A 13,330-nucleotide genomic window follows, 5' to 3' on the forward strand; every position below is an offset into this window, starting at 1 on the left:
AGTCGTTAGTGAACTGAGCCACCTAACGGGTCGGCAGGCTTAATATCTGGCTTCTTTTCATCTTCGGTAGACTCTTGTTCGCCACTTGCAGCGCTAGAGTCAACAGGAACACCACCTTCACCATCATCATTCCAGTCTTTAGGTGGCTGCGGCTTAATGCCTTTCATTATGTCGTCAATTTGGCTGGCATCAATGGTTTCATATTCCATTAACGCATCTTTCATTAACTCCATAGCATCACGGTTTTCTTCTAACAGCCTAACCGCTTCTGCGTAACAGTCATCGAGTATTTTTCTAATTTCAGCATCTAGCAACTTAGCAGTTTCGCCACTTACATTCATGCCACCACTGTCGCCACCGCCACCTTTAAGGAAAGGATCGCTGTCGCCTTCACTGTAAAGTACCGGGCCAGCTTTATCAGACAAACCCCATTTGGTGACCATATTACGCGCCATTTTAGTGGCTTGCTGAATATCATTGGATGCACCAGTTGATACACCGTCTGCACCATAGAACATTTCTTCAGCAATACGACCACCATAGGCAGAAGTAATACGGCTTAGTAAATAACGGCGGCTGTAGGAAACCTTGTCTTCTTCAGGTAGAAACATGGTTACACCCAAGGCACGACCACGTGGGATGATAGAAACCTTGTAAACAGGGTCATGGTCGGGCAGTAGGCGACCCAAAATAGCGTGGCCTGCTTCATGGTAGGCAGTCATGGTTTTGTCTTTTTCAGTCATCACCATGGACTTACGTTCGGCGCCCATCATAATTTTATCTTTAGCTTTATCAAACTCTTCCATGCCCACCAAACGGCGACCCGTACGAGCCGAAAAAAGTGCCGCTTCGTTAACCAGGTTTGCTAAGTCAGCACCTGAGAAGCCTGGCGTACCACGTGCAATGTAAGAAGGATTAACATCGTCTGCCAAAGGTACTTTACGCATGTGCACTTTAAGAATTTGTTCACGGCCACGAATATCTGGTAAAGCCACAACCACTTGACGGTCAAAACGGCCAGGGCGTAGCAAGGCTTGGTCAAGTACATCAGGGCGGTTAGTTGCAGCTATAACAATAACGCCGTCGTTAGCTTCAAAACCATCCATTTCTACTAGTAGCTGGTTAAGCGTTTGTTCACGCTCATCGTTACCACCACCCATACCCGCACCACGGTGGCGACCAACAGCATCAATTTCATCAATAAAAATAATACAGGGTGCGCTTTTTTTGGCTTGCTCAAACATATCACGTACACGAGAAGCACCCACACCAACAAACATTTCTACGAAGTCTGAACCCGAAATACTAAAAAAAGGTACTTTAGCTTCACCAGCGACGGCTTTAGCTAGCAGTGTTTTACCAGTACCAGGGCTACCCACCATTAAAACACCGCGAGGAATTTTACCGCCTAAGCGCTGAAATTTGCCTGGGTCACGTAAAAACTCAACGAGTTCTGCAACGTCTTCTTTAGCTTCATCACACCCAGCAACATCAGCAAAAGTAGTTTTAATTTGATCTTGGGTTAACAGCCGCGCCTTAGATTTACCAAAACTCATAGGGCCGCCTTTACCACCAGCACCACCCTGCATTTGGCGCATAAAAAACATAAATACAGCCATAATTAACAAGATAGGAAAGCTAGCAACTAATAAGCGCATCCAAATACTCTGTCCTTCAGGCTTTTTACCTTCAACCAGAACATTATTGCTAAGCAGATCATCCATTAAGCGAGGGTCATCTGCAGCCGGACGTATCGTTTGGAAGCGAGAACCATCAACTCGCTCACCGAAGATATCGTAGCCATCAATAACAACTTTCTTTACTCTTTTTTGCTGCACTTCATGCACAAACTGCGAATAGTTTGTGGTGTTTGGCGTGGTTTCAACATTAAAGCTGTTAAACACCGTCAGCAAAACTGCTGCGATGACCAGCCATAGAATGAGATTTTTGGCCATATCGTTCAAGGCAATGCCCTCTTTGTAGATTTTGCCTGACCAATAAACAATTGATTAAAATCAGGCTAAACAGAAAACCTATACTACATCACTTAACAGCTAAGACCGATACCAAAGGGTAACAATTCCATTTATTCTTTTAATGATGACCCTAGTTAAAATTAATTGGTTAGCAACCTTTTTTAACCTTTGTAGCCTCTAGCCAACAAATAAACTTCACGAGACCTAGCTCTAGATGCTACCGGCTTACGCGTTAAAACTTTAGTGAAGCGACTACGCAACAACTTCAAATAGTCTTCATAACCTTCACCTTGAAAAACCTTGGCTAATAAATCGCCGCCCGGCTTAAGCACTTGTTCTGCTAAATCTAGCGCTAGTTCAACTAAATACATCGCCTTAGGCTGATCTATAGCATTCATTCCACTGAGATTGGGTGCCATATCAGAAATTACAAGGTCTGCCTGTTTTCCTTGCATGGACTCAAGCAGTAATTCAAGAATTGCATCTTCAGTAAAATCCCCTTGAATAAACTCCACATCGGGAATGGCATCCATAGGTAAAATATCTGAAGCAAGAATTTTCCCTTCACTACCCAACCTTTCAGATAACAACTGCGACCAACCACCCGGTGCTGAACCCAAATCTATAACAGTCATACCTGGGCGAAACAAACGGTCTTTATCATCAATTTCAGCTAGTTTATAGGTAGCACGTGAGCGATAACCATCTTTTTGTGCTTTTTGTACCCACACATCATCTACATGCTCTTTTAACCAAGCCGCACTCGTTTTTGAACGTGCCACAACAACCTCACAAAAAATTAGCTAGCTTAAAGGATGACCTATACCACCCTCAGGCACTAGAATAGGCAAAACAGCAACTGCTGCCCTAATAAACTAAAGCTGAGTAGATTAACATGAGCCTGAAAGGCACACAAAAGAAACAACTAAGAGCACTAGGCCACGACTTAAACCCCGTGGTATTGATTGCAGAGAATGGCTTGTCAGAAGGCGTTGTAAAAGAAGCTGACCGCGCACTGACCGACCACGAACTCATTAAAATACGCTTTAATATGGATGACCGTGATGAGCGCAATGCCATGATGGCGCAACTAGCGAACAAACTACAGGCAGAATTAGTACAAACCATTGGCAAAATGGGGCTTTACTACCGCGCTGCTCGCAAACCCAACCCCAAGCTTTCCAACTTATTACGCTTTGCTGACTAGCTGATAGTAATTATTTATTAGGCTGTTTTCTATAATACATTGGGCATCTTGATCATTTTTTACTAACCTCAAACTGTGCTGATCATTTGATCGCCTTTAAGGAGTATAAAAAATGAGTGATAAACCTAAGTTAACATCCGTTTCTGGGTGCCCAATAGCCAACAACCAAGATAGCCTAACAGCCGGTGCTCGTGGCCCGATGCTACTACAGGATGTTTGGTTTTTAGAAAAACTAGCCCACTTTGACAGAGAAGTCATTCCTGAGCGGCGTATGCATGCTAAAGGCTCGGGTGCCTTTGGAAGCTTCACTGTCACTCACGATATTACCCAATACACCAAGGCCAAACTTTTTGAAGAAGTGGGCAAGCAAACAGAAATGTTTGTGCGCTTTTCTACTGTGGCAGGTGAACGTGGCGCAGCCGATGCAGAACGTGATATTCGCGGCTTTGCGATGCGTTTTTACACCGAACAAGGCAACTGGGACCTAGTCGGTAACAACACGCCAGTTTTCTTCTTCCGCGACCCATTAAAATTCCCCGACCTAAACCATGCCGTTAAGCGTGACCCACGCACCAACATGCGTAGCGCTACGAATAATTGGGATTTTTGGACAGGCCTACCCGAAGCATTACACCAGATCACTATTTTAATGAGTGACCGAGGCATTCCTGCTTCTTATCGTCATATGCACGGCTTTGGTTCGCATACCTTTAGCTTTATTAATGCAGATAATGAGCGCTTTTGGGTTAAGTTCCACTTTAAAACCCAACAAGGCATTAAAAACTTAACCGATCAAGAAGCAGCAGAACTGGTTGGTCAAGACCGTGAAAGCTCGCAGCGTGATTTATACGAAGCCATTGAAGGTGGTGATTTCCCACGCTGGACTATGTATGTGCAAGTTATGCCCGAAGCTGATGCTGCCAAAGTACCTTACCATCCCTTTGATTTAACCAAAATTTGGCCCAAGGGTGACTACCCTTTAATTGAAGTGGGTTATTTTGAACTAAACAAAAACCCAGAAAACTACTTTGCCGATGTTGAGCAAGCTGCATTCAACCCTGCACACATTGTTCCTGGCATTGGTTTCTCGCCAGACCGCATGTTGCAAGGTCGCTTGTTTTCTTACGGCGATGCTCAGCGCTACCGCCTAGGTGTGAACCATTCACAAATTCCTGTGAATACACCCCGTTGCCCTGTACATAACTACCACCGCGATGGCGCAATGCGCGTTGATGGTAACCAGGGTAGCCGTTTGCATTATGAGCCTAACAGCCAAGGTGAGTGGCAAGAGCAGCCCGACTTCTCAGAACCACCTTTAGCCCTTGAAGGTGCAGCTGACCGCTTTGATTTTTGGGAAGATGAGCCAGACTACTTCACTCAGCCCGGCAACCTGTTCCGCTTGTTAAGCCCAGCAGAGCAACAGGTGTTGTTTGAAAATACTGCGAGAAACATGAAGGGCGTGCCAGAAGAAATAAAACGCAAACACATTGAGCATTGTAGTAAAGCAGACCCCGCTTATGGTGAAGGTGTTGCTGCTGCCATGGGATTAAAGCTAAGTCAGTAAGTTTTGCCCATAAAAAAACCGTACTGCCTTAGTTCAAGTCAGTACGGTTTTAATTTTACAAATGAATAAGAAGCTTAGTCTTCTTCACCGTAACGAATTTCACCTATCTCAAACTCAACATCACCCTTAGGGGTTTTAATGTGAGCAACATCGCCTTCTTCTTTACCTATTAGGCCACGCGCTATAGGTGAGGTGTAAGAAATCTTGCCAATTTTTACATCGGCTTCATCTTCACCCACTAGGGTATAGGTCACTTCTTCATCAGTATCTAGGTTGACTAAATCAACCGTAACACCAAAGACTACTTTGCCCACTTTAGGCAAGGTGGTGACATCTATAACCTGAGCATTAGATAATTTACCTTCAATTTCTTGAATACGACCTTCAATAAAGCCCTGCTGCTCTCGTGCAGCATGGTATTCTGCATTTTCTTTCAAATCACCATGCTCACGCGCTTCTGCAATAGCAGCAATAACTTTGGGGCGGTCTACACTTTTTAGCTGGTTTAGCTCTTCTCGTAGACTTTTTTCACCCGCTACTGTCATTGGACTTTTTTGCATAACTATACTTCTCCTTGATGCAGATCCTGCAAACGACGCACTTGAATGTTCATACCATATTCAAGTGCTTGGCACAGGGCAGCCGCTCCGGCTAGGGTAGTGCTATAAGGCACCTTATGTTGTAACGCTGCACGTCGAATACCAGCAGAGTCTGCCGTAGCCTGACGCCCTTCAGTAGTATTCACTATGTAGGCTAGCTCATCATTTTTAACTTTATCTACTATGTGCGGACGACCTTCGGCAACCTTGTTCACTATTTGTGTTTCATAGCCTGCTGCTTTTAATACTGCCGCAGTACCACTGGTTGCTATTAACTTAAAGCCTAGCTTGTCTAAAGAGGCAGCAACACCTGCAATAAAGGGTTTGTCTGCTTCTCTAACAGAAAGGAAAGCTAAACCGCCCGCTTTAGGCATTTTTTCGCCTGCACCTAGCTGTGATTTCATAAAGGCTTCAGCAAAGGTAGCACCACTACCCATCACTTCACCTGTCGATTTCATTTCTGGACCAAGGATAGGGTCAACACCTTGGAATTTATTGAAAGGGAAAACGGCTTCTTTAACACTAAAGAAAGGTGGAATAATTTCCTTTTCAAAACCCTGATCTTTCAGGCTAGTACCTGCCATGCAGCGGGCAGCAATTTGAGCTAAAGAAACACCAATGCACTTAGAAACAAACGGCACTGTACGCGAAGCACGTGGGTTCACTTCTATCACATAAATAGTGTCATCTTGGTAAGCTAGCTGTACGTTCATTAAGCCAACCACGCCTAGCTCACGTGCCATTTTTGCAATAACCACACGCATTCTGTCCTGTACTTCGGCAGGTAAAGAATAAGGCGGTAAGGAACAGGCTGAATCACCTGAGTGAACACCGGCTTGTTCGATATGCTGCATAATGCCACCTATCACCACATCTTTACCGTCACACACTGCATCAACATCAATTTCAATCGCAGCGTTTAAGAAGTGATCTAGCAGTACAGGGCTGTCGTTAGATACTTTAACAGCACTGGTTAGGTAGCGTTCTAATTCTTCTGGGCCATAAACAATTTCCATTGCCCGACCACCTAACACGTAGGAAGGACGCACAACGAGCGGATAACCAATGTTTTCTGCTTTGGCTAGGGCTTCATCGAAACTACGTACAGTAGCGTTAGGTGGCTGTATTAAACCTAGCTTTTCTATCATTTGCTGGAAACGCTCACGGTCTTCAGCACGGTCGATAGCATCAGGTGTTGTACCAATAATTGGCACACCAGCCGCTTCTAATTCACGCGCCAGCTTCAGTGGGGTTTGACCACCAAACTGTACTATCACACCTTTAGGCTGTTCTTTTTGAACAATTTCTAATACGTCTTCTAGGGTTACTGGTTCAAAGTAGAGACGATCAGAAGTGTCATAGTCAGTAGAAACGGTTTCTGGATTACAGTTCACCATGATGGTTTCGTAACCATCATCGCGCATAGCAAAGGCTGCATGAACACAGCAATAATCAAACTCTATACCCTGACCTATACGGTTAGGTCCGCCACCCAGCACCATGATTTTATCGCGGTTTGAAGGGTTGGCTTCGCATTCTTCTTCGTAGGTGGAATACATATAAGCTGTATTTGTTGCAAACTCTGCCGCACAGGTATCCACACGCTTGTAAGTAGGGTGCACCTTGAGCTGATGACGCAGCTTACGGAAAGAACTTTCAGACACGCCGAGCAATTGTGCTAAACGGGCATCAGAAAAGCCTTTGCGTTTAAGGCGATAAACCTTGTCATAATCCAAATCACCAAAGCCGGTACGAGCCACTTCTGCTTCTAAGTTAATTAACTCTTCTAGTTGAACTAGATACCAATGATCTACGTGGGTTAAACGGTGAATTTCTTCTAAATCCATACCTGAACGGAAGGCATCACCTATGTACCAAATACGATCAGCGCCTGGGTTTTGTAGTTCACGGCGAAGGTTAGCTAAAGATTCTGTATCAAACTTTTCTAGCTTAGGATCTAAACCATTCACACCCACTTCTAGGCCACGCAAAGCTTTTTGCAAAGACTCTTGAAAAGTACGACCTATTGCCATGACTTCACCTACCGACTTCATTTGAGTGGTTAGGCGATCATTAGCTTGGGGGAATTTTTCAAAGGTGAAACGAGGAATTTTAGTTACAACATAGTCTATGGTTGGCTCAAAGGATGCCGGTGTTAAACCACCGGTAATATCATTCTGTAGCTCATCCAAGGTATAACCTACCGCTAACTTGGCAGCAATTTTTGCAATTGGGAAGCCAGTTGCCTTAGATGCTAAAGCTGATGAACGGCTAACACGCGGGTTCATTTCTATAACAACCATGCGGCCAGTATCGGGGCAGATACCAAACTGTACGTTAGAACCGCCCGTTTCAACACCAATTTCGCGCAAAACAGCCAAGGAGGCGTCACGCATGATTTGGTATTCTTTGTCGGTTAGGGTTTGTGCTGGTGCTACAGTAATTGAATCGCCGGTATGCACACCCATGGCATCAAAGTTTTCTATAGAGCAGACAATAATGCAGTTGTCATTTTTGTCGCGCACTACTTCCATTTCATATTCTTTCCAGCCAATGAGCGACTCATCAATTAACAGCTCTTTGGTGGGCGAAAGGTCTAGACCGCGCAAACAAATTTCTTCGAATTCTTCTTTGTTGTAAGCAATACCACCACCAGAACCACCCATGGTGAAAGAAGGACGAATAATGCAGGGAAAACCTAAGTCTGCCTGTACCTGCCAAGCTTCTTCCATACTATGAGCAATTTTGGCACGCGGGCATTCTAAGCCAATCTTTTTCATTGCAGTGTCAAAACGCTGACGGTCTTCTGCTTTGTCGATAGTGTCAGCATTAGCACCTATCATTTCTACGCCATACTTTTCTAGTACACCGTATTTTTCTAAATCTAACGCGCAGTTAAGTGCAGTTTGCCCCCCCATGGTAGGCAACAAAGCATCGGGGCGCTCTTTTTCAATAATTTTTTCTACAACTTCCCAAAGTATCGGCTCAATGTAGGTTGCATCAGCCATTACTGGGTCAGTCATAATGGTGGCGGGGTTAGAGTTAACCAAAATAACTCGATAACCCTCTTCACGCAGTGCTTTACAGGCTTGCGCACCTGAGTAGTCAAATTCACAGGCCTGGCCTATAACAATTGGTCCAGCACCTAGAATCAGTATGCTTTTAATATCTGTACGTTTTGGCATAAAACTCTCAATTTCTAACGGGTTCAGGCGGCCGAATTTTTACGGGCTTCGATCAAAGCAATAAAGCGATCAAACAAGGAAGAAACATCCTTGGGACCTGAGCTAGCTTCTGGGTGACCTTGGAAACTAAAAGCAGCTTTATCAGTACGTTCAATACCTTGCAGCGTGCCATCGAATAGTGACTTGTGTGTAGCACGCAAAGTTGTAGGTAAGGATGCTTCGTCCACTGCAAAGCCATGATTTTGGCTAGTAATCATCACTGCCTTGGTGTCTAAGTCTTGTACTGGGTGGTTAGCACCATGGTGACCAGTGGGCATTTTTACCGTTTTAGCGCCTGAGGCTAGGGCTAATAGCTGGTGACCTAAGCAAATACCAAATACAGGAAGGTCTGTTTCTAGTATTTCAGCGATGGCTTTAATGGCGTAATCACAAGGTTCTGGATCACCCGGACCATTGGTTAAAAACACGCCGTCTGGATTCATTGCTAAAACTTCAGCAGCAGGAGTGCTTGCAGGTACTAGAGTGACACGGCAACCACGGCTAGCCAACATGCGTAACATGTTGAACTTCACACCATAGTCATAAGCCACTACATGGTAAGACTGCTTAGCTGGGTCTTGCTGAGGGTAGCCTACACCTAGTTCCCAAACACCTTCAGTCCAGTTTTGAATCGTTTTAGTCGTAACCTCTTTAACAAGATCTAAACCTTTCAAACCTTCTGAGTTTTTTGCAGCAGCTATGGCTTGCTCTTCCGCAGCGCCAACAGCAGCGGCTTCACCTGCTAGAATACAGCCTTTTAACGTGCCTTTATTACGCAACAGGTGCGTTAAACGGCGCGTATCAATTTCACTAATAGCAACGAGGTTGTTCTTTTTTAGGTAAGCTTCTAGCGACATTTCACTACGAAAATTACTCGCTACCAAGGGTAGGTCACGGATAATTAAGCCCGCAGCCCCCATAGCGGCCGATTCAATATCTTCAGAGTTAATGCCGGTGTTACCTATATGCGGGTAGGTGAGAGTCACCAGTTGGCGGGTATAAGATGGGTCAGTCAGAATTTCTTGATAGCCGGTCATTGAGGTGTTGAATACTACCTCACCGACTGTTTGTCCATCGGCACCTATAGCGATACCTCTGAACACACTGCCGTCTTCTAGGGCCAGAATAGCGGGTCTGGTCAAAACAGTTTCCTCCCATAACAGGCTTTCAGCAGGGCCGTCTGTTCACGACCAATACCGATTTTGGGTTGCAAAAAAGCGAGATGAACTGGTGTCCATCCCGCTTTTTTATATAATTTGGTAGGTAAGCTTTTGCCCTGCAATTGGACGCTTATCTAAGCAATTCTACCGCAAAAAGCCTTGAAAGGTCTACAACCAAATTATTTTAAATTAAGTACGTCCTGCATATCATAAAGACCTGCGGGTTTTTCCTCTAACCAAGCTGCTGCTCTTACCGCTCCCTTAGCAAAAGTCATACGGCTTGAGGCTTTGTGTGTAATCTCTACTCTTTCACCTTCATTTCCAAAGACTACGGTGTGATCACCCACCACATCACCCACACGCATAGTGGCAAAACCTATAGTTTCTGGCTTACGCGCACCGGTTTGACCTTCTCTGCCATAAACTGCCACTTCTTTTAAGTTACGACCCAAGGCTTTAGCCACCACTTCACCCATACCCAAAGCAGTGCCTGAAGGCGCATCTACCTTATGGCGATGGTGAGCTTCAACTATTTCTACATCATAATCATCACCCAACGCAGCCGCTGCGAGTTCTAACAAGCGAAAACAGACATTCACACCCACACTCATATTGGGTGCAAAAACAATCGGTGCATTTTGTGCTGCAGCAGCTAGCTCAGCTTTTTCATCATCATTTAAACCTGTGGTACCTATAACCATTGCTTTGCCATTGGCTGCACAAAAAGCAGCATTAGCCAAGGTTACAGTAGGAGCTGTGAAGTCGATTAATAAATCAAAATCGTTCACCACTGCTTCCAAGGTGTCCGCTACCTGGATACCTACTCGACCCACGCTTGCCAGCTCGCCTAAATCAACACCCACTAGACTAGAGCCCGGCTCAACTATCCCTGCTGCTAACTTTACTTTGCTGCTTTCACTTACTGCTTGTATCAAGGTTTTTCCCATGCGGCCACCCGCACCCATGACTGCAACTCTGACCATAACCTTCCCCATAAAATTTAATAAAGTTAAGATGCTTGGCATTATACTTTAATTTTGTCAGTCTAAGGCACTCGAGACTTAGCAAGCTGTATTTGTGAAGCAGTTCACCTTTCTGAGAAGGCTTTTTGCTAAGATAAGTTTTTTATATGCTGTTAAACTAGGGATCAATAATGACACCTATGCCCTCTTCTAACCCTAGCTACGAGCGCGTCAAACGTTTAAATGCCATAGGGGTCGCTCTTTCAGCTCAGAAAGATCAAAGCAAGCTACTAGAAATGATCCTTAATAGCGCCCGCGAACTTACACACGCAGATGCAGGCACGCTTTATATGGTTGAGCCGAATAATGACTCCCTTCGGTTTGTTATGGTGCAAAACGATCAACTCAATATTCATTTGGGTGGTAGCGGCCAACCCGTTGGTGATAGCTTTTCACTTATTCCCTTGCACCTACCCGATGGCTCACCTAATGAGCGCATGATCGTTGCTTGGTCAGTGCTTAACAAAAAAACAGCACGTATTAAAGATGCTTACCACGAGAAGGGCTTCGACTTCTCAGGGACACGTGCCTTTGATGAAAAAACAGGTTATCGCTCTAAATCTTTTTTAACCATTCCACTGCTTAATCATGAAGGCGAAGTAATAGCCGCACTACAACTCTTAAATAAAATTGATAGTGCAGGGACTACCGTTGAGTTTGATGAAGAAGATCAAGGTATTGCTGAATCTCTAGCATCGCAAGCCGCCGTGGCGTTAACCAACCGTCGACTTATTGATGAACTGCGCACCCTTTTTGATAGCTTCACTCAAGTAATCGCTAGTGCCATTGACTCCAAGTCTGCACACACGGGTGCGCATTGTCGCCGTGTACCTGACGTAACACTCATGCTTGCTGAAGCGGCCAACGGAATTAACTTCCCGGGTCTTGAAGGTTTTAGCATGACGGATGAAGACAGGTATGAGCTTAAAACAGCAGCCTGGCTACATGACTGCGGCAAGGTTGTTACACCTCATCACATAATGGAAAAATCAACCAAGTTAGAAACCCTTGTTGATCGCATCCATTTTATTGCCGACCGCTTTGAAATTTTACGCCGCGATTTAGAAATTGCGAAACTCAAAGAAACGTTAGCTGCAGCGAAGCAAGGTAAGCAACTCGATGAATCCCGCTTAACCTTTTATAACCAACTTGAAACACAGCTAAAAGATGACCTTGCCTTTTTACAACTAGCCAATACGGGCGGCGAGTTTATGGCAGACGAACATCTAGCCAGAGTTGCCAACCTAAGCAAACAAGGCTGGATAGATGCAAATGGGCAGCGTAAAGCCTTGCTGAGTGATGACGAGGTTGCCAACCTATGCATACGTCGCGGCACGCTTAATCAAGATGAGCGCAAAATTATGGAAGGGCACATGGTTCATACACTAGCCATGTTAGAGCAGCTACCCTTTCCACGTCATCTACAGCGAGTACCAGAGTATGCTGGTGGGCATCACGAGCGAATGGATGGCAAAGGCTACCCAAGAGGCTTAACACGCGATCAAATGTCGATACCCGCACGCATTATGGGTATAGCAGATGTATTTGAAGCCTTAACTGCCCATGAAAGGCCCTATAAAAAACCCATGCCCTTATCTCAGGCGCTTACCATTATGGGGCGAATGGTTGAAGACAAGCATTTAGATGGTGATATTTACACCTTATTTGTTTACAAAAAAGTTTACCTTGATTACGCTAAAAAACATTTGCGTGATGAACAAATTGATGAAGTAGACATTAACACCCTTCCTGGGATTCAGCTGCAGTCAATTAATGATATAAAAGCAAGGAACTAGCGATGAAGGTAGAAATTTTAGGCTGTAGTGGCGGTATGGGGGCAGAGCAATACACCACCTGTTACCGAGTTAACGACCACATCTTACTAGATGCTGGTACCGGCCTAGGCAAACTAACGCATGACGAACAGTTAAAAATTAAGCACATATTTATAACGCATTCGCATATGGATCATATTTGTTTTTTGCCGCTGCTTATTGACAACCTGTTTGAGCATCTTGAAGAACCACTTCAAGTTTATGCACTACCTGAAGTGCTCGAAACTTTACGCGTTCATATTTTTAACTGGGAAATTTGGCCTGACTTTTCAACCCTGCCTAATGATAAAACGCCCGTTGTTAAATTTAATGCCATAACACCGCATAAGCCTTTAACGATTGAAGACCTAACCTTTACCGCCTTTCCCGTTGAACATATTGTACCCACTTGTGGTTATCACCTAGTTGACCAACAAGGAAAGTCCTTGGCTTTTACTGGTGACACCACCTTTGGGCCAGAGGTTTTGAAAGAGCTAAACAAGCTAGGCAAACTCGATGTACTAATGACCGAATGCGCCTTTCCTAACCGGTTAGACGAGCTAGCTAAACTAGCCAAACACCTCACCCCCTCGTTACTAGACAAATTTATTCATGCCCTAGATAAATCCCCCAAACAAATTTGGCTATCGCACTTAAAACCTAGCCAAACAGAAGAGATTAAAGGAGAGCTAGCACAGCTTAATTTAGACACCCAAGTAAGGTTGCTTGAGTCGGGTGAGCTGTTAGCGGTTTGATAAAGCTTA

10 protein-coding genes are annotated in these 13,330 nt (G+C 44.7%); 4 read left to right on the forward strand and 6 right to left on the reverse strand.

Annotated features, from left to right (window positions below; translation table 11 throughout):
• Positions 1–5: 5 nt before the first annotated feature.
• A complete protein-coding gene (ftsH, locus tag H571_RS0104460) occupies positions 6–1,964 on the reverse strand; it encodes an ATP-dependent zinc metalloprotease FtsH (protein ID WP_027848262.1) in 1,959 nt (652 codons plus the stop codon).
• 173 nt (positions 1,965–2,137) lie between these two features.
• Positions 2,138–2,758, reverse strand: a complete 621-nt coding sequence (rlmE, locus tag H571_RS0104465; protein ID WP_027848263.1) for a 23S rRNA (uridine(2552)-2'-O)-methyltransferase RlmE — start codon at positions 2,756–2,758, stop codon at positions 2,138–2,140.
• 113 nt (positions 2,759–2,871) lie between these two features.
• Between rlmE and H571_RS0104470 the strand changes: the two genes are divergently transcribed.
• Together H571_RS0104470 and H571_RS0104475 are read left to right on the forward strand one after the other, a co-directional pair.
• The gene (locus tag H571_RS0104470) at positions 2,872–3,183 is read left to right on the forward strand and encodes a YhbY family RNA-binding protein (RefSeq protein WP_027848264.1); all 312 of its coding nucleotides are present in this window, start codon (positions 2,872–2,874) and stop codon (positions 3,181–3,183) included.
• 112 nt (positions 3,184–3,295) lie between these two features.
• On the forward strand, positions 3,296–4,747 hold the full coding sequence (locus tag H571_RS0104475) for a catalase (RefSeq protein ID WP_027848265.1): 1,452 nt from the start codon (positions 3,296–3,298) through the stop codon (positions 4,745–4,747).
• A 74-nt stretch (positions 4,748–4,821) separates the two neighbouring features.
• Here the strand turns inward: H571_RS0104475 and greA are convergent, their stop codons facing one another.
• The 4 genes from greA to dapB form a co-directional block, all read right to left on the reverse strand.
• The gene (gene greA / locus H571_RS0104480) at positions 4,822–5,307 is read right to left on the reverse strand and encodes a transcription elongation factor GreA (RefSeq protein ID WP_027848266.1); all 486 of its coding nucleotides are present in this window, start codon (positions 5,305–5,307) and stop codon (positions 4,822–4,824) included.
• Between the two features lie 2 nt (positions 5,308–5,309).
• The gene (gene carB, locus H571_RS0104485) at positions 5,310–8,531 is read right to left on the reverse strand and encodes a carbamoyl-phosphate synthase large subunit (protein WP_027848267.1); all 3,222 of its coding nucleotides are present in this window, start codon (positions 8,529–8,531) and stop codon (positions 5,310–5,312) included.
• A gap of 23 nt (positions 8,532–8,554) precedes the next feature.
• A complete protein-coding gene (gene carA / locus H571_RS0104490) occupies positions 8,555–9,712 on the reverse strand; it encodes a glutamine-hydrolyzing carbamoyl-phosphate synthase small subunit (protein WP_027848268.1) in 1,158 nt (385 codons plus the stop codon).
• A gap of 197 nt (positions 9,713–9,909) precedes the next feature.
• Positions 9,910–10,713 (reverse strand): 4-hydroxy-tetrahydrodipicolinate reductase, encoded by an 804-nt coding sequence (gene dapB, locus H571_RS0104495; RefSeq protein ID WP_027848269.1) that lies wholly within the window; start codon positions 10,711–10,713, stop codon positions 9,910–9,912.
• Between the two features lie 170 nt (positions 10,714–10,883).
• On the opposite strand from dapB, the gene H571_RS0104500 reads away from it, so the two are divergent.
• On the forward strand, positions 10,884–12,548 hold the full coding sequence (locus H571_RS0104500) for an HD family phosphohydrolase (protein WP_027848270.1): 1,665 nt from the start codon (positions 10,884–10,886) through the stop codon (positions 12,546–12,548).
• Positions 12,549–12,550: 2 nt separating this feature from the next.
• Complete coding sequence (locus H571_RS0104505; protein ID WP_027848271.1) at positions 12,551–13,321, forward strand: 3',5'-cyclic-nucleotide phosphodiesterase; 771 nt, start codon at positions 12,551–12,553, stop codon at positions 13,319–13,321.
• Positions 13,322–13,330: the final 9 nt, after the last annotated feature.

Source organism: Marinospirillum minutulum DSM 6287 (genome assembly GCF_000422325.1).
GTDB classification, from domain to species: domain Bacteria; phylum Pseudomonadota; class Gammaproteobacteria; order Pseudomonadales; family Halomonadaceae; genus Marinospirillum; species Marinospirillum minutulum.